The sequence below is a fragment of the Spongiimicrobium sp. 3-5 genome (genome assembly GCF_046557915.1).
GTDB lineage: Bacteria > Bacteroidota > Bacteroidia > Flavobacteriales > Flavobacteriaceae > JBHEBG01.
Map to the genome: position 1 here is coordinate 1 of NZ_JBHEBG010000002.1, position 23,086 is coordinate 23,086.

Sequence of the window (23,086 nt, forward strand, 5' to 3'; positions counted from 1 at the left end):
TCTATAACCCTTCGACGAATTCTTGGCGCACGGTAGCCGGTATGGTTACCCCCCGTACCTACCATAGCGTTGCGATACTGATGACCAACGGCAAGGTTTTCGTAGGCGGTGGCGGTCTTTGCGACAATACCCCTGGCTGCGTGAACCACTTCGATGCGGAGATATACAGTCCTCCCTATCTTTTCAACGGCGACGGCAGTTTGGCGACACGTCCTTCGATCAGCGCCCCATCCACGGCGGATTATAACACAACGATAAATGTAACCGGTGATAGCGGTATCCAGGAGTTTTCCCTGATCCGTTTTTCGGCGGCGACCCATAGTACGAACAACGAACAGCGGAGGATCCCGGTGACCTTTTCGGGCAACGGCACCTATACGGTGGATATCCCCGGGAGGAATTTATTGCCCCCGGGCTACTATATGCTCTTTGCATTGGACGGAAGCGGTGTCCCCTCTGTTGCGGAGACGATACGGATCGGCAGTGCCGTTCCCTTGGGCGGGGACCCCAGTTTGGTACTTGACCTCAAGTTCGACGACGGCTCGGGTTCCGTTGCCACTGACGATTCCCAGTACGGCAACGACGGCACGTTCTACGATGTGGACAATGCTGGCGCCACCAAGGTTGCCAGTACGGACAATTGGGGCACGGGACTTTTCGGTGGTGCCCTGGAGACCGATGGCATCGAATTTCAGAGCAACACCATTTTGGAGATCCCGACCTCAAGCTCCATGTCCTCGATAGACCGTTTCATAACGGTAATGGCCTGGGTCAGCAGGGACGATATAGAGAAGAACGCCTCGGTGTTCGCCCATGACTACCCGGCGGTATTCTTCGGGTTCCACAATAGCCTTTATAAATTTGAATTCGACACCAGCAATGGAAGAACCGGAAGCTGTTATGCCGGTTATACACCCCCTGGCCAATGGGTACATATAGCGGCCACCTATGACGGTGCCACGGCCCGCCTCTATGCCAACGGACTGGAAATTTGCAGCAAGGCGGTTACCGGGGAACTTGTGCTGAACCCATCGGAACCCAATTTTTCGGACTACGGTGTTTCGGGTTTTTATGAGCGCCGCACGGACCCGGATCCGGGATACAACGGCAGCGGTGTAACGGACGAGTTGGATGGGCGCATCGACGAGGTAAAGGTATATAACAAAGTACTTACGGCAGCGGAGATCAAGGCGTTCTTCGATCTGGGTGCAGGATTACCCACAGTACCGAACTGTCCTCCCGGTACCATAGTGGTAGAGTTCAAGGTGGGTACGGGCCCCTGGACCGAAGGAAGCAACATAAACGCCTCCGAGGGCGACGAGGTATTTATCCGCGCCAAGGACTACGTGGGCGAATATTTTGCCACCACACCACAATCGGACGGGCCCACCCTTAGTTCCGCGAGCGATTTTACCCAGGCCACAGGATATCAATTGGATACTTCGGTAATTTCCGGGGACGGATTAATAGATGCCGACGATATAGGACAATATGTGCTTACCACACCAACGGGCTGTGCGGCCGTAATAAACTTAAATGTAGTAGCAAGTTGTGATCCTGGGGATACTCAGATTATTCCAGAATACCGATTGGACGGGGTATGGCTAAGCGGAAACAACGATGTAAACGTTGACGTGGGTACAGAAGTAATGTTAAGCGCGCTTCCGAACGAGGTGGGGGGAACTCAATTTGTAATAATGATTACCCTACCAGACGGAAGAGTTGTTGAAGATGATTACGATCTTGGTAGCGTAGACCCTTCTGATAGCGGTACGTATTTAATAACTTCGGTAGAGGGTTGTCAATCTGTAATAAACCTTACGGTCGGCGACCCCAATTGCCCCCCCGGCAGTGTCATTCCGGAATATACCATAGACGGGGCCACCCAGAGCGGTAGCAATTCCATCACGGTAGACGAGGGCCAGCAGGTGGTACTGAGCATGTTGCCCGATAATATTGGCCTAACGATCACCCTTCCCGATGGTTCCACGGTAGGGGACAACCATGACCTTGGCAATGTGGATGCCTCGGATGGCGGTGCCTATCTGTTGACCTCGGAAGATGGTTGCCAGACGACTTTGACGATACAGGTGAACGGCCCATCGAACTGTCCCCCTGGCAGTATAATCCCGGAATACCGATTGGACGGGGTATGGCTGAGCGGCAGCAACGACCTAAGTGTTGACGAGGGCACGGAGGTAATGTTCAGCATGCTTCCCAACGATGTTGGGGTAACGGTTACCTTGCCAAATGGTACCGTTGTAGGTGACGACTTCAACCTGGGCAACCTTACGGCCTCGGACAGTGGTGCCTATCTGTTGACCTCCGAAGATGGTTGCCAGACTACGATAAACCTTACGGTCGGCGACCCCAGTTGCCCCCCCGGCAGTGTCATTCCGGAATATACCATAGACGGGGCCACCCAGAGCGGTAGCAATTCCATTACAGTGGATGAGGGCCAGCAGGTGGTACTGAGCATGTTGCCCGATAATATTGGCCTAACGATCACCCTTCCCGACGGTTCCACGGTAGGGGACAACCATGACCTGGGCAATGTGGATGCCTCGGATGGCGGTACCTATCTATTGACCTCGGAAGATGGTTGCCAGACGACTTTGACGATACAGGTGAACGGCCCATCGAACTGCCCCCCTGACAGTATAATCCCGGAATACCGATTGGACGGGGTATGGCTGAGCGGCAGCAACGACCTAAGTGTTGATGAGGGCACGGAGGTAATATTCAGCATGCTTCCCAATGGTGTTGGGGTAACGGTTACCTTGCCAAATGGTACCGTTGTAGGTGACGACTTCAACCTGGGCAACCTTACGGCCTCGGACAGTGGTGCCTATCTGTTGACCTCCGAAGATGGTTGCCAGACTACGATAAACCTTACGGTCGGCGACCCCAGTTGCCCCCCCGGCAGTGTCATCCCGGAATATACCATAGACGGGGCCACCCAGAGCGGTAGCAATTCCATCACAGTGGATGAGGGCCAGCAGGTGGTACTGAGCATGTTGCCCGATAATATTGGCCTAACGATCACCCTTCCCGATGGTTCCACGGTAGGGGACAACCATAGCCTTGGCAATGTGGATGCCTCGGATGGCGGTACCTATCTTTTGACCTCCGCGGACGGATGCCAGACGACTTTGACGATACAGGTGAACGGCCCATCGAACTGTCCCCCTGGCAGTATAATCCCGGAATACCGATTGGACGGGGTATGGCTGAGCGGCAGCAACGACCTAAGTGTTGACGAGGGCACGGAGGTAATGTTCAGCATGCTTCCCAACGATGTTGGGGTAACGGTTACCTTGCCAAATGGTACCGTAGTAGGTGACGACTTCAACCTGGGCAACCTTACGCCCTCGGACAGTGGTGCCTATCTGTTGACCTCCGAAGATGGTTGCCAGACTACGATAAACCTTACGGTCGGCGACCCCAGTTGCCCCCCCGGCAGTGTCATCCCGGAATATACCATAGACGGGGCCACCCAGAGCGGTAGCAATTCCATCACAGTGGATGAGGGCCAGCAGGTGGTACTGAGCATGCTGCCCGATAATATTGGCCTAACGATCACCCTTCCCGACGGTTCCACGGTAGGGGACAACCATGACCTGGGCAATGTGGATGCCTCGGATGGCGGTACCTATCTGTTGACCTCGGAAGATGGTTGCCAGACGACTTTGACGATACAGGTGAACGGCCCATCGAACTGCCCCCCTGGCAGTATAATCCCGGAATACCGATTGGACGGGGTATGGCTGAGCGGCAGCAACGACCTAAGTGTTGATGAGGGCACGGAGGTAATATTCAGCATGCTTCCCAATGGTGTTGGGGTAACGGTTACCTTGCCAAATGGTACCGTTGTAGGTGACGACTTCAACCTGGGCAACCTTACGCCCTCGGACAGTGGTGCCTATCTGTTGACCTCCGAAGATGGTTGCCAGACTACGATAAATCTGAATGTGGTAAGTGGTGCATTGTCTTTGAAAATTACCGCCCCGGAAGAAAATTTAGATCAATCGTTTTTAGAACTGACATCAGCGAAGCAGCAAACTGCCATTTTCCCAAACCCATCCAAAGGCATAGTTTACGTTTCTTTAGAGAACTATATGGGACAACGTGTTAATGTTTTTGTGTTCAATACTTCTTCGGAAATAGTTTGGAACAAAAGAATAGAAAAACAGCATGAAAGTTTGGAAGAATTGGATCTTAACGACCTTTCCAATGGAATGTACTTTGTAATAATAGATAGTGAAGGAACAAGATTTAGTCGCCCCTTAATAATCAAAAGATAGCAGTCCGTGAAATGGGTTTTAATGTAATATTGGAAGGAAGAGAGATTATAAGCCAATCAGATCAATAGAAATTATAAATTGTTCTTTCTATTACTGGAAGCAGGGACTTTAATATCTTATTGGTAACGGTAAGCTCTTTTAAATGGTTAAGCTGTCTAAGATTATGCACGTCAGAGCCAACAAAATCTATAAGTCCATGATTAAGAAGCTGAAATGCTGTTTTTTGTACATCCTTTCCATAGAATTCCCCAAGGGATAGCAAATTCATTTGGAACAATACCCCTTGCCTTTTGTAACGCTCATATTTGGCAAAGTTGTTATGAAGGTAAACGTAGCGTTCGGGATGCGCTAAAATTGGAAAATAACGTTTTGAAGCAATCTTTTGGATTGCTTCATCAAAGTTTATGGAAGGCTGCAAATAAGACATTTCTATAAGCAAATAGTCTTTTCTTAAAGACATAACCTCTCCTTTTTCTAAAATAGCCTCAAAATTATCGTCGATCATATGCTCCGCTGAGGCCTCTACAGAAACATTTTTCAATTCGTTTTTTAATAATTCATTTTTCAGGAGAATAAGGGATTTTTGGATGTTTTCCGGTTTGTTGTCATAATAATTGTGCATTATATGCGGAGTGGCCACAAATTTATGCACACCAATTGACGAAAATCCTCGGATAAGGGCCATGGAATCTTCAACAGTTTTAGCGCCGTCATCAATTCCCGGAAGAATATGATTATGGATATCCACAAAGCTATCCAAATAATCTACAAGGAACCTTTTCTTACTGAAAATATGGAACATCTACTGCAATTTTTAATGTCAAAAATAGTGTTTCTCTCTTAAACCTTGCTTTTAATTCCAAATTTGGTGGTACCCAGCTCAATAAATGATACCCCAGACCATATAAAACAAAAAAGTATTGGCAATAACTCTTTATACATACTAATTTAGGGAGAACCCTCGTTTTAGTGTACAGTTACCCCTACATACCAAAACCTAATCATCTTGTTTTAGCCGTAAGATTAAGTTTTAAAAGGGGGTACCTTAGAAAACATTAATAGTTATATTTATTGATCTTATAACAAGAAAACACAGTAAGCATAATTTGATAACCCTTAAATGATCATTGAACTGCCTTACAAAAAACAAAGCACCACTAATGAAAAAAACTTTACTCCAAGTATTACTGTTAGTTTTTGTTTTGGCATGTGATTCTTCGGACCCGTCGTCCGAGAACAATGAAGTAGGACTCCCCAATCAGGAAGAAAATGTTGAGGATGAGCCCGATAATCCTGATGACGAACCCGAACTAGTTTCCGAAGACTTTGTTGTTCTAATCCCCAACGGGTACCCAATTTCTAGTTTCGAACTAGATGATGGCAAATCGCTAATCCTTTACACCAACATTACGGATACCGTTTTTATTTCGCAGTTAAATAACGAAGGAGAAATAGAGTGGACTAAAGAACATACGATAACTGGTACTTACTCTTACGGTCTTACATTTGTTTTGAACAACTCAATTTATCTCTATTCCAGCAATTCCGGGCTTAATAAATATGTATTTAATTTTAGTGGCGATTTAATGAGTTCAAAATTGGTTTCCAATGAAACTGATTATAGCATTTTTAAAATGGGCAACTTTATTTATGCCCCCACTTTGGATATTGATAACCGCAGACAAGTATGGTATAAGAAATACACCATTGAGGGCGATTTTGTTGATGAACTCAAATTTGATGTGGATTACATGATATTTCCTCAGGACATTATTGTTAAGAATGACAAAATCTATGTATTTGAAAAATCGGACTTTCAGCCAGATCCTGATTTCTATGAAAATGCCTTTTGTGAAATTTATGATTTGGATGGTAATCTTATAGATACCATCAATACCGAGATTTTGGGAACTAAAACTAAGCATTCCAACTTGGTGCTAGCCAATGGAAACGTCTTGATGTCCGTGTACGACCCCGAAGTGAAAAACATTGAACTAAGACTATTTAGCCCCGAGGCGGCATTTATAGACTCATGGACCTATGAAGCAATAAACAACACCTTATCCCATGTAATTTTAAAGGATGATAAAATAGGTCTCGCAGGAGGTCGGGAACGGGTAACCAATACCTCCAATCCAAAATTATCCCAGTTAACAATACTAAGTCCAGATTTAGAAAAACTTTACACTAAAAACTTGGGAAGTTATGACTACGGTGAATTTTTCTTTGATTTTGTAGAATCTGATGAGTTTTACTATGTTCTGGGCAGAAGCGCAGGAAGGGATGGTGATTTTGAATCCCTGAATGAAGCTGAGGAAACCAACTTGTTTTTTTATAGGTTAAACAAATAAAATAACCTTAAAAGCTTACGATTGCCGCCAACGTTCTTATCCACCAATTACTTGGATTGGGAAAATAGAAGTACTTCGCGTTCTGTGGTGACTTACCCAGGTAAAAATAGTATATTAAAAGTGAGAACTAATATAATTTTTAAAATTTTAAATAACTGATTATCAATCAATTAAAAAGGATTAAAACCATTTTATAGATTAGCATGGCAGTTTAACTTCAGGCTATGATTTTTATCATGATTTATCATTGTTTTCAGGAATAATTTTGCTTGAAAACAATAACAAACATAATATCATGAAGAAAGTTCTAGTTATTTTATTGGTCGTTCTGGTTGTTCCATTTACCATGCATTCCCAGAACACGGGTTCTGATGACTCAAATGATTTTAGCCGATGGCAAATTCGGCTTAGAGGGGTAGCTGTTTCCCCAGATGAGAGTGCTACAATACAGACTATAGGTGGCGATGTGGACATATCTACCGCCTTTGTGCCCGAATTGGATTTCACCTATTTCTTTACTGAAAATTGGGCTGCCGAGTTAATATTGGCCACTACAAATCACGATGTAGAGGCGGTATCTACAAGCGCCGGTAATATTGATTTGGGCGATGTTTGGTTACTTCCTCCCACATTAACCGTTCAGTATCATTTTACAGGGGGTAAGCTAAAGCCCTACCTTGGTGCAGGTATCAATTATACCATTTTTTATGGTGTGGATGAAGGGCCGGCTGCAGACGACGTTGAGTATGATAATAGCGTTGGTTTTGCACTACAGGGAGGTTTGGATTTTAATTTGGACGACAATTGGTTCTTAAATGTTGATTTGAAGAAATTGTTTTTGCAAACCGATGTTACCGTAAATGCAACAACGGCATTAGGGGCTACGGTTGGCGCCGATGTGGATATTAACCCCTGGCTATTTGGTTTTGGGGTAGGTTATAGGTTTTAGGTTTCATTAGTTTTTAGAGGTTCAGCTCCATAAACATTGTTTATGGGGCTGTCTATCGTTTCAGAGTAAAATGGTTTCTGTATTCCCTTCCGTTACCCAGATTTAATTGGAACCAGTAGTCGGAGGAGGGCATAGGACTTCCCCCGAAGGTTCCGTCCCAACCAGTATCGTTAGAGCGGATTTGCCCTAACTGCTTTCCATAGCGATCGAAGATGTGGATTACAGCGTCGGGAAAGTCCTTTATGGCCTTTATTTGCCAATGGTCGTTTACTCCGTCGTTGTTGGGGGTGAAAAACTTGGGGTAATCCAACAATACCACTTCCTTGGAATTTTCCCCGCAGCCCTGGCGGTCCCTGATGTGCACCGTGTATATCCCTCCGGGAAGGTCGCGGAATACGTTGTGGTCTTGATAGCGCTCGCCATCGATGGAATATTCCAGTTCTTCGCTCCCAGAAGCAAGGATTTCTATATAGTTATCATCTGAGAAATCCTCGCCGGTATTCACCTGCTGAATAGTGGGCGATGGGGTATGGACCAATCGAAAGGATGTTGAGCTTTCGCAACTAACCCCATATTGGGTGCTGCCCATAACAAGGGTATAGTAACCCTCTTCCGTAAGGACCACTTCAGAGGATTCAGATAGTACGGTTCCGTAATCGGTGATCCATGTCCAGAAGTCTGCACCCGGGCTTGCGGAAACGGTCATGGATGGTTGCAGTTCGCAGAGATAATAGGTTTGTTGTAGGTCTGTGGTGGGAGGTCGGATTACGACCAGGTCAAAGGAAGTCTCCGAGTAACAATTGGGGTTATTGCTATCCGCCACCCGTATGGTAATGGTCTGGGAATGGGGATTCTGGTTCTTGTAGGACGCAGCGGGGAAACCGGTCAGTTCCTGGCCATCGGCATCCAGATAAGATACATTTAAACCTGTCTGTGAACCAATAATTTGTGCCTCTATCGAAGAGACGTCAAAATGGGCATATCCGTTCCCTTCGTCACATGCATAAAGATCGGGAAGCCTTCCCGCGTGGGGCGTACCAGAGACCTGTAGGGTCAATGGGGTCTCGGCATAACAATCGGTAAGCGGATCTGTCACCCGTACCGTGATTATCTCTAGATGGCGAACCGTATTGGTATATGGATTTGGCAAGGGGTAGGGAAGTGGGGCTTCTTGGGCATTGAAGTAGGAAACCTCCAATCCGGTCCGGTTCCCGACCACGGTACCTTCAATACCGGAAGTATCGAATTCGGCAAACCCGTCATCGCCGCAGACGATAAGATCTGGGAGGGCATGTACCACGGGCGGTAGGTTTACATTAAGGGTGAAGGTGACCTCGGTCTGGAATATGGGGTTGTTCTCATCCGTTACCCTTGCGGTAACGGTCTGGGAATAGGGATTCTGGTTCCTATAGGAAGCGGAGGGGAAATTGGTCAGTTCTTGCCCGTTGGCATCCAGATAGGATACGTTTAGTCCTGTCTGTGAACCAATAATTTGCGCCTCAATCGAAGAGACGTCAAAATGGGCATATCCGTTCCCCTCGTCGCAGGTGTACAGATTGGGCGGTCTGGTCACTACGGGCGTGTTGGAGACCCTTAAGGTCAGCGGGGTCTCGGTAAAACAATCGGTAATGGGATCGGTCACCCGTACTGTGATTATCTCTAGATGGGGAACCATGTTGGTATATGGATTGGGTAAGGGGTAGGGAAGTGGAGATTCTTGGGCATCAAAATAAGACACCTGCATACCGGTCTGGCTCCCCACCACGGCACTTTCTACACCAGAAGTATCAAATTCGGCAAATCCATCGCCATCGTCATCCCGGATTACCAAATCGTTCAAGGGTCTGGCTTGTGGCCCGGGCCTTACAACAAGATCAAAAGTAGTTTCTTGAGGACATAAAGGTCTAAACGGCTCATCAAACGTCACTCTTACATAAACGGTTTGGGAATAGGGATTCTGGTTCCTATAGGACGTAGAGGGGAAACCGATCAGTTCCTGGCCATCGGCATCCATATAGGAGATATTTAAGTAGGAGGTGTTTATACCTGTCTGTGAACCAATTATTTGTGTCTCGATGGAGGAAACATCAAAATGGGCATAACCGTTGCCTTCGTCACATGCATAGAGGTTGGGTGGTTGTTCTATGTCGATAGGAGGGTCATAGGTGGTCAATACCCTTTTCATCTCAAGGCAGTTTCCAGTTAGGGGGTCCGTTGCTCGTACCGAAATTACCTCTCTAAAAGGTGTTGTGTTCGTATACGGATTGGGAAGTGGAGAGGGAAGTGGAGATCCCTGGGCATCAAAATAAGATATTTCACCCGCCCACCTCAGAGCATTTCCCCAATACGTAGAGTCGAACTGACCAATACCGTCACCATCGATATCACAGGTGTTTTGGTCGTAGCTCAAAGGGTAGTCCGAGCAGCCCGAGGGTATACGGTTATTTCCGAATACCTTTAGATAAAAGTGCGTATCTGGATACCCATAATTGTCCGTGGTATTATGAGTGTAAGGAGGGCAGCCTCCTCTGAACCAGGAAGAATCGGTTTCATCCTCGGTAGATGCCAAATAAAAGCTGTTTGGTGTTAATCTTTCCTCAACTTCTACCAGAATTCTTGTGGTATTCGGTGGTACCGTTACTGGATTATTAAAATTGACGGTCAACATCTTTAAAGGAGTTAGTCCGTTATTGGTTGGTGATGTCTCCAATTGAACCAGTTGGCTGTTTCCAAGCAGCGTAGCTTGGTAGAAGGAGGTAGGGAAGTTATCATCTATGGCGTATACATAAAAAGCTACCCAAGCACCAAGCTCCATTTCTACCCTGATTTGATAGGCTATTTCAGCAGAATTGATAACAAACTCCTCATCCTCGGCAATCCCAAAATCCTGAAGTGTAAAGATCCGCCCCATATATGACGGACTACACGAAAAAAGTTCACTAGGCACTATATCACCCACGTTATGGGTCAAAGTTACCTGTGCAGTAAGTATTTGGCCTAAGGCTAAAAAGAGAAGGGAGAATAGTAGGTTAAGTTTTTTTTGGGGCATGGCCAACATAGTTTTAAAGGACAAAGCGTTCTATCCGGATCTGGTATCTTTCAGAAGTACATCTTATGAAGACTGCTTAAATAAGGAATAAAACTATTGTATAATGCCGTCGGAAGTTTATTCCATTACATAATCGGATGGTTTCATTTGTTTATCGGTATAGATTTCCTTGGTACGAATTTCTTAATGACCAAAGCGTTTTGGAACTGGGTATATATCTGCTCCGTTTTACAATTAAGAGAGCCGCATTGGTATGTTATATTATGAAAAGTTATATGCTTGTTAATTTCAGCTTTCATGCACACCATAGAATTTCAGGGTTGTATAGGGTATCGAATTTTCGCAGATGTTTTTTAACCCATTTTTATCTATACCTTAATCATTGTAGGATTAAAAAATAAAGTGGATTTTCCGGTTTTTAGTTTTTCTGCTTTAGATTTATTTTCCGATACAAATATAACTTAGGTTAATTCAATAAGTTATGACTCTAGAATACAAATAGGGTGCAGAAAGTACCTAAACCTTTTTATTAAAAAAGTAGGATTGTTATTAATCAACCTTGAACCAAAATACTTCAGATTCGGAAGTATTGTTGGCTTCATCAGTGGTTTTAATCATCCAATAGTATGTATTTCCGGTTACCACCGCAACGTCAGTGCTAGAATTGGTGATTTGATCTAAACTATTCATTGGGGGGTTATCAGTTCCAAAATATACTTCGTAACCTATTATGTCATTATCCACATCACTACCGGACCATTCAAGGGAAACACTTGTTGTATTGGCATCCAAATTGTTTCCTATTGTCGGTTGAACAACGTCAGCGGGAAAGGGAGCATAATTGATCACTCCATCTCCCGAATTGTAAAACCTCCAAACTTCACTTTCTGCTATTTTATCGCTTGTAGTGGATTTAGAAATTACTTTCCATCGGTAGGCAGTAGCTTTTTTAATGGTAATATCTGCTTCATTAATGTTTGATTCAACCTTGATTTCTGCTTCAGAATCCAATTCTTTCAAGATGACTTCGTAGCTGTCTGTATTTTCAGAGGTATTCCATTGAAAGTTTACAGTACTTCTTTCGTTGTCCACCGCAATACCGGTATTACATTCCTTATCGTTTTCAGGAAATAGAAGCGTAGTGGCCGTAGGACCTAAAGGCTCGTCGATGGGTTCAATAGAATTGGAACAAGCCAATATGGTTAAGAAAGTAAAATACAATATAATGTTTTGCTTAATTTGCATGCCCTGTTTATTTTATAATTACCTTTTGACTATTGATGGTTGTACCCTTTCTTATTTTCAGAATATAAACTCCCGAAGGAATATTGCTCACATCCAATTTCAAATGGAGTTGTCTGCTATCATAGCTTTTTTGCAACAGTTGCCTTCCATCTGATGAGTAAAGAGTAAGTATGGTATTTTCCATTGTCGATTCTGTCAATGAAATTGTAAATTCTCCATTAGATAACGGGTTTGGATAGACGGATACGTTGTTGCCTAACAAAATACTCTCTTCATAAGCACCTTGACAGTCTTTATCTGTTTTAACCGATAATACATTAGACTTGCTGTTGAGCGGCAAAGTGATTTCACTTTGTGAAGTATTTTGTACTTCACCATTGAGTGCAATGACATAGCTGTTCCCTCCTTTTAATTTTAGTGTCACAGCTTTACCTGAAGGGTCAACATTGGAATCAACAAACAATGGTTCGGGTTCAGTAATTTGTAATGAGAAACACTTCTCAAAATCGGGTTCGTTGGCAACTGTGATACAGAGCATATAATCAGCAGCTTCCAAATGTGGGAATGTTAAACTTTCCTGAAAGGATTGATTGTCAATTATATTGCCATTGGATGATAGTGTTGCCGTGTAATTTAAGTTTTCAACAGCAGTGATAAAAATACTTCCATTGTTGCTTTCGGCGCAAGATTCTCCAACGGTTTGAACAGAAAAGTTGGTGACTGGTAGAGTGAATATCTCACAACCGGTACTATCTACAGTACTTCTTAAAGGTGTTTCAGGGCACGGATCATCGGTATTTAAAACATCATCACCATCTATATCTTCATCACAAGTATCAATAATTCCATCATTGTCAAAATCGGGTCCTATTGCCGATTCAATCAAAACTTGTTCTATTTGTAGACATCCATTGTTATCCCTAACAAAAACATCATAAATTCCAATTCCTAAATTATTAAACACATTACTAGAAAAATAGTTTACATCGTCTAAACTATATTCATAGGGTAAAGTACCTCCCAAAACATTTATATGCATACTTGCGTCGTTGGCATTAGGACAAGAAGCTGACTCTACGGTAATGGATGAAATGGATACTTGGATCAAACCATTAAGAGTTACCAGGGATGAAATTTCACAGCCCACCGCATCATATGCTTTTACGGTATGTTGTCCGGAGGTCAAGTTTTCAAATAGGTTGGTACTGACCAGAGCCCCATCATTGATTTGATATTGATAAGGAGGTACCCCTCCTGTAGCATTGACTTCGATAGAACCATCCTGGATACCGTAACATGTTGCTTCGTTTAAATTGATACTTAAAATTTCGAACTCAATAGCTGGTTCTATAATGTCTACAGCCAACAATGAACTACAACCATTGGCATCTCTTACATCAACAGTGTAGTTGGCAGGAGGTAGATTTTCGAAAAGATTTGAATCTCCATATCCATTTCCATTTATCTGATATTGATATGGTGGCGTGCCGCCCGTTACCAGTACTTCAATGGCCCCATCCTTACAACCGATAGCAGTTATATTAGCCTGCAAAACAAGTCCTATAGGTTCCAAAATATCAATTAGGGCACTTTGTACCTGATTAGAATTTGCATCGGTAGCGTTGACATAGTAACTTCCCGCAGGAAGGTTTTCAAAAACATTATCTGTTCCATTTGAAATTAAAACGTTGTTAGAACCATCATAAATAGCATAGCTAAATGGCGCTATCCCTCCTTCTACCGTAATTTGGATAGTTCCATCGTTTGTGCCTGAACAGGTGATATCAGTGGTGTCTGTAGTTAATGTAAGAACGGTCTCCTCTACAATTTCAGTAACCACTTCATTGGTTATTATTGGTAAATTGAAATCGAAATAAATAGCAGCTTTTGCTTTAATTTGATCCCCAATGGAAATATCATTTTTAGGCTTTATCTTATACGATATGTAACCATGTGAATTGGGTTCATCTTGACCTTCGCTAGGGAGGTGTATGTTTTCAAAAGTGAAACGTAATTCGTTTCCGTTAATTAATTGCACTTCATTATCATGGCTGGTTTCAACTATTTTTAGAGTGGACCAATCCAAATTTTCATTTAGCACAGTATTCACTTTTACATTTATCGCATCTGCTGTTCCTGTATTTTGAAATCGTATTAAATAATGCAGATAATTCTTGGCGTCATCTATCTCAACTATACTTCCTTCCAATACAGAAATATCATTTGGATCGTAAGATCCTATAATAATTTGGTTCAATGTAAATGAATTATCATCAGATGTGTTATCTCCGTTCACTGGGTTGATGGTCGCTTCAAAATGGGAAATTTCATTAATATTTACTATGGGTGGGGCATAAACATTGAATACCAGGTCAATGGTTCTGGTTTCCATAGGATTTAAACCTGCATAATCGAAAGTCAAGGTGTTGCCTGATTGATTGGATGTGGTTTGACTAGAGCTTAAAAAGTTTAACTTGCTGTCATCGTAATTTAAAACCACTGTACCGTTGAGCCTGGTTGAACCAACATTGGTATATACAATTTGATAGCTTGCATCAAAACCGGGTCTAGCTTCGCTTTTTGGTAGAAGTGTAATATTTACATCGTTCACCGTATTATTTTCAGATAAACAAAAATCTGCAGTAAAACTGTTATTGTCGCTTACAAAATTAGTTGAATGAGTAGTTGGGGAAGTTCCATAATAGGAAGGTAAATCCCCGGAGAGTTTTATTTCAAAGTCTCCTTGGTTAGTAGGTAAGGAATAACTGCCATCTTCTTTGGTAAAGGTTGCGAAATCAGATATTCCATTGTTGGCGACAACCATTATCCCTGGGAAGGCCAAATCTGTTGTAGTACAACCATTGGCATCTAAATCCAAACGAACCGAACCCGTAATGGAATTCCCTAACTTTCCTAAATTTCGGTACCACGATATTTTGGTCTCAAATGATGAAAGAACTACGTGTGATGCGGACAAAATATCCGTATTTCCATCATTATCCATATCCGCAACATCTATTGCCCAAATGTAAAATTGTGAATTAGAGCTTGTTGCTATTGTTTGTGGTTCACTGAAGCTTCCTTGACCATCAGTATTTTCAAGCCATGCAATTTCATTCCCAAATTTTGAGGCACCTACAATATCAATATCACCATCATTATCAGCATCAAAAGGATATACCATAGTTGCTCCACCATTAAAATTTTCAGTAATGGTAATGGGAAGGGTAAAATTTCCTGCACCATCTGTATTTTCTGACCAAACAATTTTACCTCCTGCACCAATAATGTCCATATCACCATCACCATCTATGTCTGCGGCCTGTGCCGAACTAACACCGTCAATTCTTGCTGCTGAAGAATTCACTAAAAGTTCCCTTGAAAAAGTTCCAAGGCCATCCGTGTTATTATACCAATTAATATAATCCCGTTGGCTCATTGCACATACTAAGTCCATATCTCCGTCACCATCAAAGTCAGCTGAATACACATTTTTAGCCCCATCTGCAGCTGAAGAAGAGTCTATATCATTGGTTTGACCAAATGTTCCATTTCCATCTGTGTTTTCAAACCAGGCGATTTCGTCCCGGACCTCCGAGCTATAGGCAATATCTATATCTCCATCCCCATCAATATCTACTGGATGTACTGAAGAAATTTCATCTGCATACCCTTGGCTAACTATCTCATTTCCATAATTGCCCAAGCCATCTATATTTTCATACCAAGCGATATGTCTTTGGTCTTTTGATGAAGTAACTATGTCCATATCACCATCGCCGTCAATATCAGCTACAGAAACGGTCTTTAATCTTACCAACCCTTGACTGACCACAATTGGAGGAGAAAAGCCTTTTTGGTTGCTCAATTGTTTTTGCCAATATATTGTACCATCCCAAATACTACTTTTATCAGTAGCTGCAACAATGTCCTTTAAACCATCCCCATCTACGTCAACCGCTTGCACATCAAATGCTTTAAATTCCTCAATAGCCAGAGTGCGGGGACTTCCAAATGTGCCTAAACCATCTATGTTTTGCTGCCATGCAATTCGCATGTCATGTGTCGAAGCAGATAGAATGTCAATATCTCCATCCTGGTCAAAGTCTGCAGCATGAAGAAATTTTGATGACCATGAGTTTGAAGAGATTAATTTCTGGGTTGAGAAAGTGCCATTGCCATCAAGGTTTTCCTGCCATACTATCTCTGCAATTGAGCTTGAAATTATATCTAAATCTCCATCATCATCCAAATCTACTGGCATTACAGCATATGCTCCGTTTCCTGGGTCAACTTTTAAGATTTCTTGAGGGCCAAACAACCCATTTCCATCAGTATTTTCATACCATGCTACTTTACTATCACTACGGGAGGTAGAAATAACATCCATGTCCATGTCTCCATCTAAATCAGCAAACCTTACTTGTAGAGGTCGATCAACATCACTTGAAATAATTTGAGGTGCAGCAAACTGAGCATTGCCGTCGATATTTTCATGCCAAGCTATATAATCAGCACTTTCTGATGCAGAAAGAACATCCATATCGCCATCACCATCAATGTCAGCGGCACGAACAGAATTAATGGACCCTCCAGTATTATCAATATTAATGGGAAAACCAAAATTGCCATTACCATCAAGGTTTTCATACCAATTTAGATAGTCACCGCTCCAAGAAGCGCATAAAACATCTAAATCTCCATCGCCATCCAGGTCTGCTGTATAAATTTCTTTTGCACGACTTACACCTGCGATTTTTTTAAGAGTTCCAAAATTCCCTTGTCCATCAAGATTTTCGAACCAAAGAATATCACCATATCTTCCTTCGGTAACTACGATGACATCTTGGTCACCATCGCCATCAATATCGGAAGCATGAACGTTTTCTGGGTTTATTGAATCATCAGAAATCTCATACTTGCTACTAAATTGAAGCTCACCACCAATATTCTCAAACCACCCTACCGAGGAAGTTGAAAACAATACATCCAAATCGCCATCTCCATCAATGTCTACAGACTCAATACCAGTTGGCTGATAAAGTGAAAATTTGTTATTTTTAATGATTACATTTTCATCAAAACCAATTTGGGCAGATAGTGCTATGGTAAATGTTAGGTTAAGTGAAAGGAGTATTAATCTTTTCATAGGTTAGGTTTGTTTGGGTCATCTAGCTAACGAAAATGCTAAAATTTTATTTATTTTTTTCGATGAAGCGTTGATTATAAACGACTTTAATCAGGTAATAGCATGATGCGATGTTCTCAATAACGGTTAGAATAGCATTAGATAAATGTATGATTTTTAGTTGTCAAACAATCGAAATCAAATATTTGCTTCGATGTAGAAATTAACTTTAATTGAAAATCAATATATTACGACTTTCGGGTACAAATTATGGCTTAAATATTGTGGGGTACAAATTTGTACCTAATAAAGATATAGTAACACAGAATAAATACTAAGAGAAAAGTTTAAAATTCTTTTAAATAGAAGGTTTATTGGTTGTTTCGTGAGTTTTTCCAATAGTTTGTTTTGCAGTAATTACTTTCCTATACAGTATCTTTTTATCCCCGTAAACATTGGGGTAGGAGCGTTCGAGGTGGAAAATAGGTGAACACTTTTGCTTTCTTTTGTTAGGTTGATGCTTTCCATGCTGTTTTTATTGAAGAATAATATCGCTATCGATATTCAATTTTTGATGCAAAGCTTTGGCAACATTCAAAGTGATTTCCCTTTTTCCGTTTAAATAATCGCTGATTCTTGAAGCACTTGTATCTAATAGTGCTGCTAAATCTTTTCGTTTCAGACCCATCTCGAACATACGTAGCTCAATCATTTCCTGTAAGGTTGGTAAACCGATAGGGAAATGTATTTCTTCATACTGCTCAATAATATCGGTAATCTCAAGAAATTCTTTTGCTAAAGGGTCATCAGTTGGGGTATTATCATCCACGACATCTATCAACTCTTCTAAGCGAAGATTCGCTTTTACATATGCTGCATGTGTTATTAATTTTCCCATAATTTTATAACTTATCTATATTCTTTATTCTGTCGTAATCCCGGTGATTGCCTACCCATCGAATCAATACTTTCTTAAACTTAAATCGTACTATGGCAACAACTCGGTAATGATTTCCCTTGATGTTAAAAACGAACCTGCCATTTCCAACGCTGTCAGCTGAATTGAAAGTATTCTTTAAATCGCCAAAACTATCCCATTCAGCTTTATTCGCTTTTTTATACCAATCTTGCAAAGCAACTTTAGCATTGGTTTCTTTCGAAAAATACTCCCTTAGCTTTTTAAATGAAATGACATGCACTTGATAGGATGTTTATTTAGAACGTAAAGATACACTAAAAATTACATATTTGATAATTTAATTACATTTTATATTATTTAAAGATTTATAAAGGAAATAGTCCTTCTGGCATGGTCTAGAAGTTCCTGGTCATTTATTATTTGGGTCTGCCATGCGGGATTTGTATCATGATGAAACTGATTTGCGTAATCCAATAAAGAGCGAAGCTCTATACGTTTTTGCTCGGGAAATATCTGATTCGACGTGTTTTCTCTTTGTTGACACATGCCAATAAAAGGGCCAAGAAGTGAGCCAGGAGGAAACATATTTGGACAGGTTACACGAACAAATGCTTCCAGCATAGGCCGTAAAGCAACTGCAACTTGACGTTTATTCTCATCATTGCCATTCTCAATAAAATCAGTAACAAGAGCGTAGTTGTGATCGTGTTCTGTAATGCTATCGGCTCGTACGTCCCAATTTGAAAGGGTTGAAGAAGACCCTGAACGAATAATTTTCATCGTTGATGGCGGCATGTTCTGCGTTGCAGTCCATAAATTACATAGAAAAGGTTTTGAGTGTGATAATACAATTACCTGTTCTACTGTGGGTACAAGTTCTCTTATTTGTTGGATTGTGGTCAAAGTCCTATGATCATCAAGACTTGTCATTGGGTCATCAATTATGACAATTAGTTCTTCTCTAGAGGGGTTCATTTCAATTGAAGCAAAAAAGAATGCTAAGGCAAGTGCATTTCTATCTCCTGAACTCAGGGTTGTTTTAAAAGATGGCTCGGTATCATTGCTACTTGTAATGGGGACTGCAATATCTTCGATAAGTACATTATAATTACAACTCGAACCACCACGGTTGTTTACAGAACTTACATTGTCAAGTCGATAACCTGCATTAAACCTGACCAAATATCTGTTGATGGCTTCCTGATATTGAGGAAACACTCTATTTCTGTAGTCATCCAAAGCTTGCCGAGCTTCAGTTCGTTCTACTTCGGTTGCAGCTTTAAGTGTAGTTTCAGTTATATAATCATTACATAGTTCTGATACAGCATCCGTATATCTAGAGTTGATCGCTCTTAGACGATTTAAGTCAGCATCCAATGTTGCGATATTTGATGCTGCTGAACTTTCCTTAATTCTTCGTATCTCATGATTTGCCTCTTGGTAAGTGGCATTGACATCCGATAAAGCGTTTCTTCTTAAATGATATTGATTGATAGTTTCCCTTACCTCTGCTCCAATAGCTATGACCTCCAATGGAGATTCCAGTTTGGAACTTAATAGTGACTGAATAGCATCAAATGAATTTCGCCAAAACTGTGTAATTACTGCAGTGTCAATAGCTACTTCTGGGATTTGAATAAATTCGGCCCAAAATTGTCTATCTTCAATAAGCTTCCTTACATTTCTCTCAAAAGCTGCTAGAACTTCTGTTCTGTGTGTTGTCATTAAATCAGCCAAAGCACTTGTGACTTCTTCTTTTAAAGCAAGGTACTCCCGACTAAAAAATGATTGGTACAAGGTAATAATTTGAGATCCGGATAACTCCTGCTGACAAAATGGGCAGTCATCTAGTTCTCTTTCATTTGTCAAATTTACTCCCTGTGCAACCCAGCTTTCGCTACCATCACCGAGTTCGTCAAGATGGTTTTGAACTCGTTCTAACGCTGTGGTTTCAACATTGGATAAAATTTTTGAAAGCAGTAAGCCTAATGCTTCCATATCAAAGTCTGGAATGACAATAGGAGTGAACTCGTTTCTCTGCGAAATAGCAGCTGACTTCTTAGCCGCGGATAATGCCCTTTCTGCTTCCTGGATCTCTACATCAATAGAGTCTGAATTCTGAAGTTCACAAAACTCATCAACTGAAAAACCGAAACGCATTTGCGTAGTGATACGAGCACCTCTTTCTCTTAAAACCTGATTATGCTGTTCGATTCTTTGAACTATACTTTGTAGACTAGCATTTAAAGCAACACCCTCGGCACCAATAATAAGTTCGTGCAAATTTTGACGGTGACCAGAATCAACATTCGTTCCCGCGTAGATATTATCTGTTACAAAATGGTCATCAAATACCAGAATGCTGAAAATGTTTTCATTCCAAGAACCATCTTCAAAAACAGCCCTGTTAGCATTACTATCTGTAATCACAACATGTGGTTCTCCTCTTCCTCCTAATCTCCTACGTTGTGTAATTGGTAATGATTCTTGGTTGCCAAGAGATCGTAGGATAGAAGCTAAGGTCGTTTTACCCCGACCATTCTCGGCATATATTAGAGCAAGTTCTTGGAGATTCAGTCCCGAACCTGCATCCACAGAATCGAACTTACCAATATTTCTGATTAAGCTAATATTGTGTAACATACATTTCCTTTATACGAGAATTATTTTATAAATCTTGGGTTAAGAAGGACAGCGAAGAGTGAGGCTATTCAAAGGTAAAGTTTCTCTTACAAAAAGAAAGAAGAAACCTGCCCAAATCTTACCCAAAAACTTTGCGCGTGGATCTTGTCCGGTTTTTGTAGTGTTCCGGTAGATAAACGTTAAGCAAAAACCGGATAGGGCGCATCTTACTTTTTGCTTTTGGGTTCGCGCCATTCTTGATAGAGTTCGCCTGCCTCTGGGCTAGCCTCAAAGAAAACCCTAAAGTGCGCAACTGCTTTTTCTTCGCCTTGCTCGAAGGCTTCCTGCTTTAGTGTAGAAATTTGGGATACTTTATAAACTGAAAAGCCCAACACCAAAATAATGCAAATCAACAGCCCCCAGAACAACTTTATCGCCCACTTTGGAAATGTGATGGACTTTTTAATGTAGTAGACCACATTAGCCATTAGTTTATGTTGGTCTTCAACCGCTTTCTTTTGATGGTCATTATATCGCTTTAAAATAAAGTCGATATCCGAGGTGTCGGCTTGTACTTTATAGGTCATCAAAAAGGCTTTCAATTCTTCCATTCGGTTGACCGAGTTTTCGAAGCCTTTGATTTCCTCCGTTAGCAACTCTGCTATTTCATCTAATTTTGCCATAATTTTATATTTCCATTCCTAAACCAATTGTTTTCTTGATAGCCATGCTGATAATCCTTTTAGCAATTGTGGCTGCGATGTTGGGCGAAATACCAACAGTCTTGCCCAGTAATTCTAGGGTGTTGTCTTTCGCTATTTTTTGGGAAGCAGTTTTATCAAAACCAATTCGCTCAGCGATTCTTGCCATTGACATGGAGCGGTGTACTTCACTTCCCTTTAGATTTTGATCTTTGTATTCAAAGCGAAAGCCCTGCAACCGATTTGACTTGTTGATACTTGGAATAACTTCCACATTTCTTTGTTTCATGTATTTGATGTACTGGTCAAAATCGTTGGGTCTCATTTCGGTTAGAACCTTTTCATGAACTTGTTTTATTTCTTGCCGTACACTTTGAATTTCATTCAATCTTTCTTGCTGCACTTCTCGAACTGTGGTCAATCCCATTTGCTGTGCCACTTTTTCTGCAGCCTGCTGGCTTCTTTTTCCTATAAAGTTGTCTTTGTATGCCTTGCCGTCAAAACCGATACGGTTCACATATAAATGGATGTGCAAATGACTTTTATCTCGATGCACAAATGCGATCGCTTGTCGATCTTGTAATTTCATTTCTTTTATGAACTGTTGTGTGATTTCTGTAAGTTGTTTGTCCTTCAATTCTTGTCCGTCTTTTATGGTGGGACTCAGCACAAAACTCATGGTGTTCTTTTTGCATCGCTGGTTTTGGGATTGTATGATTTTAAACTCTTGGGTAATTTCTTTGGGGTTGTCGCCAGCCAAATGTTCTCGATAGATAACTTTGGCCTCTTTCTCATCATTCCATCCATAGCCCATAGAAGCACCCGTGTGCGATATGGATTTCCCCATGCCTATCATTTCTTAAAATTGTAAAGATGTTTCCGTATTTCATTCGCTAATTGCACAACCTCTTCTGATAATTTTGGATTCCGTTTTTTGTACATATTTCCAATACGTTTAAAATTGACCTGATACTGAACCAGTAATTTGTATACATTGATTTGTTCATCGGAAAACCGTTCAATAATCCTATGGTCAAAAGCGGCACGACGACAATATTCACTTATGGAAAGCCCACTCTTTTTTGCCTTTATTTTTAAGAGCTTCTTTTCATAAATAGAACATCGAAATTGTACAAACTCTCTTTTCATTTTAGGTTTTAAAATCTTTATTCATCAAAATACTTTATGCTCAATCATACATCGAAAACTCGATTACCAGTTCCTATTCTTTTGCGACCTTCGGGAGCAAAAGCAAGATTTGTCATGACAATGACACATCTTGAATTCTCACTCAGATGTAATTATTAGTACTGTTTTCATTTTTCTTCCTTCTCCCTATCCATAAAAGTTTAATCATGTATTATCATCTAAATATTTAGGAGAGAAAGAGTATTTAATGATGACTTTAAAATTCATTTACTAATCTAAACCTGTCTATTTTTAAAGGTGAATTCCAACGCTTCTTTCTCAATTTCTGATTTTGATTTTCTACGATTTTGTAGTAACCAAATATTAAGTTTTGTCTTCTCAAAAAACAGCATTTTGCCGTTGGGTTTAGAGTGGGGGATTTCCCTTGCTGCGGTTAACTTGTATAGGTAGCTACGTGATATACCGGTGTATTCACAGGCTTCCTCAAACGTGAGTACTTCTTTATTCGCCACCAATAAGCGTTCTATACGGTCGAGCCGTTCTTCTAATTCCAGATAGTCCATTTATTTCTAATTTTGGATTAAACAATGCACAAAAGCTTTTGTTCTTATTAACACAATTCTGGTGCTAAACTAGTATAGGAAGCAAAGGGAAATGTGTGCAATTCAT

14 protein-coding genes are annotated in these 23,086 nt (G+C 41.3%); 3 read left to right on the forward strand and 11 right to left on the reverse strand.

The features are described 5' to 3' along the window. On the forward strand, nucleotides 1–4,304 hold a 4,304-nt coding region (locus ACEQ81_RS08140; protein WP_411030386.1), incomplete at its 5' end, for a LamG-like jellyroll fold domain-containing protein. Nucleotides 4,305–4,365: 61 nt separating this feature from the next. Here ACEQ81_RS08140 and ACEQ81_RS08145 read toward each other — a convergent pair. Next, the gene (locus ACEQ81_RS08145) at nucleotides 4,366–5,106 is read right to left on the reverse strand and encodes a tyrosine-protein phosphatase (protein ID WP_411030387.1); all 741 of its coding nucleotides are present in this window, start codon (nucleotides 5,104–5,106) and stop codon (nucleotides 4,366–4,368) included. A 358-nt stretch (nucleotides 5,107–5,464) separates the two neighbouring features. Here ACEQ81_RS08145 and ACEQ81_RS08150 point away from each other — a divergent pair, with 358 nt between their 5' ends. Next, nucleotides 5,465–6,655: a hypothetical protein gene (locus ACEQ81_RS08150; RefSeq protein ID WP_411030388.1), complete on the forward strand. Its 1,191-nt coding sequence runs from the start codon at nucleotides 5,465–5,467 to the stop codon at nucleotides 6,653–6,655. 295 nt (nucleotides 6,656–6,950) lie between these two features. After that, a complete protein-coding gene (locus ACEQ81_RS08155) occupies nucleotides 6,951–7,604 on the forward strand; it encodes an OmpW/AlkL family protein (RefSeq protein ID WP_411030389.1) in 654 nt (217 codons plus the stop codon). Nucleotides 7,605–7,656: 52 nt separating this feature from the next. On the opposite strand, the gene ACEQ81_RS08160 is transcribed toward ACEQ81_RS08155, so the two are convergent. The 10 genes from ACEQ81_RS08160 to ACEQ81_RS08205 form a co-directional block, all read right to left on the reverse strand. Continuing rightward, nucleotides 7,657–10,653, reverse strand: coding sequence for a T9SS type B sorting domain-containing protein (locus tag ACEQ81_RS08160; RefSeq protein ID WP_411030390.1), 2,997 nt, complete (start codon nucleotides 10,651–10,653; stop codon nucleotides 7,657–7,659). A gap of 549 nt (nucleotides 10,654–11,202) precedes the next feature. Beyond that, nucleotides 11,203–11,898, reverse strand: a complete 696-nt coding sequence (locus ACEQ81_RS08165) for a hypothetical protein (protein WP_411030391.1) — start codon at nucleotides 11,896–11,898, stop codon at nucleotides 11,203–11,205. Between the two features lie 7 nt (nucleotides 11,899–11,905). Beyond that, the gene (locus tag ACEQ81_RS08170) at nucleotides 11,906–17,047 is read right to left on the reverse strand and encodes an FG-GAP-like repeat-containing protein (protein WP_411030392.1); all 5,142 of its coding nucleotides are present in this window, start codon (nucleotides 17,045–17,047) and stop codon (nucleotides 11,906–11,908) included. Nucleotides 17,048–17,561: 514 nt separating this feature from the next. Beyond that, complete coding sequence (locus tag ACEQ81_RS08175; RefSeq protein ID WP_185781747.1) at nucleotides 17,562–17,924, reverse strand: type II toxin-antitoxin system HigA family antitoxin; 363 nt, start codon at nucleotides 17,922–17,924, stop codon at nucleotides 17,562–17,564. Between the two features lie 4 nt (nucleotides 17,925–17,928). Further along, nucleotides 17,929–18,225: a type II toxin-antitoxin system HigB family toxin gene (locus ACEQ81_RS08180; RefSeq protein ID WP_411030393.1), complete on the reverse strand. Its 297-nt coding sequence runs from the start codon at nucleotides 18,223–18,225 to the stop codon at nucleotides 17,929–17,931. Between the two features lie 77 nt (nucleotides 18,226–18,302). Next, nucleotides 18,303–20,588, reverse strand: coding sequence for an AAA family ATPase (locus tag ACEQ81_RS08185; RefSeq protein WP_411030394.1), 2,286 nt, complete (start codon nucleotides 20,586–20,588; stop codon nucleotides 18,303–18,305). Between the two features lie 206 nt (nucleotides 20,589–20,794). After that, the gene (locus tag ACEQ81_RS08190; RefSeq protein WP_411030395.1) at nucleotides 20,795–21,250 is read right to left on the reverse strand and encodes a DUF6730 family protein; all 456 of its coding nucleotides are present in this window, start codon (nucleotides 21,248–21,250) and stop codon (nucleotides 20,795–20,797) included. 4 nt (nucleotides 21,251–21,254) lie between these two features. Further along, nucleotides 21,255–22,115, reverse strand: a complete 861-nt coding sequence (locus ACEQ81_RS08195; RefSeq protein WP_411030396.1) for a relaxase/mobilization nuclease domain-containing protein — start codon at nucleotides 22,113–22,115, stop codon at nucleotides 21,255–21,257. A gap of 5 nt (nucleotides 22,116–22,120) precedes the next feature. Continuing rightward, the gene (gene mbpA, locus ACEQ81_RS08200) at nucleotides 22,121–22,417 is read right to left on the reverse strand and encodes a mobilization protein MbpA (protein ID WP_411030397.1); all 297 of its coding nucleotides are present in this window, start codon (nucleotides 22,415–22,417) and stop codon (nucleotides 22,121–22,123) included. A gap of 275 nt (nucleotides 22,418–22,692) precedes the next feature. Further along, the gene (locus ACEQ81_RS08205; RefSeq protein ID WP_411030398.1) at nucleotides 22,693–22,980 is read right to left on the reverse strand and encodes a helix-turn-helix domain-containing protein; all 288 of its coding nucleotides are present in this window, start codon (nucleotides 22,978–22,980) and stop codon (nucleotides 22,693–22,695) included. Between the last annotated feature and the right edge of the window lie 106 nt (nucleotides 22,981–23,086).

Coding starts and splice junctions, on each gene's coding strand:
- ACEQ81_RS08145 (WP_411030387.1), bottom strand. CDS start 5,106: ATGTTCCATATTTTCAGTAAGAAAAGGTTCCTTGTAGATTATTTGGAT.
- ACEQ81_RS08150 (WP_411030388.1), top strand. CDS start 5,465: ATGAAAAAAACTTTACTCCAAGTATTACTGTTAGTTTTTGTTTTGGCA.
- ACEQ81_RS08155 (WP_411030389.1), top strand. CDS start 6,951: ATGAAGAAAGTTCTAGTTATTTTATTGGTCGTTCTGGTTGTTCCATTT.
- ACEQ81_RS08160 (WP_411030390.1), bottom strand. CDS start 10,653: ATGCCCCAAAAAAAACTTAACCTACTATTCTCCCTTCTCTTTTTAGCC.
- ACEQ81_RS08165 (WP_411030391.1), bottom strand. CDS start 11,898: ATGCAAATTAAGCAAAACATTATATTGTATTTTACTTTCTTAACCATA.
- ACEQ81_RS08170 (WP_411030392.1), bottom strand. CDS start 17,047: ATGAAAAGATTAATACTCCTTTCACTTAACCTAACATTTACCATAGCA.
- ACEQ81_RS08175 (WP_185781747.1), bottom strand. CDS start 17,924: ATGGGAAAATTAATAACACATGCAGCATATGTAAAAGCGAATCTTCGC.
- ACEQ81_RS08185 (WP_411030394.1), bottom strand. CDS start 20,588: ATGTTACACAATATTAGCTTAATCAGAAATATTGGTAAGTTCGATTCT.
- ACEQ81_RS08190 (WP_411030395.1), bottom strand. CDS start 21,250: ATGGCAAAATTAGATGAAATAGCAGAGTTGCTAACGGAGGAAATCAAA.
- ACEQ81_RS08195 (WP_411030396.1), bottom strand. CDS start 22,115: ATGGGGAAATCCATATCGCACACGGGTGCTTCTATGGGCTATGGATGG.
- mbpA (WP_411030397.1), bottom strand. CDS start 22,417: ATGAAAAGAGAGTTTGTACAATTTCGATGTTCTATTTATGAAAAGAAG.
- ACEQ81_RS08205 (WP_411030398.1), bottom strand. CDS start 22,980: ATGGACTATCTGGAATTAGAAGAACGGCTCGACCGTATAGAACGCTTA.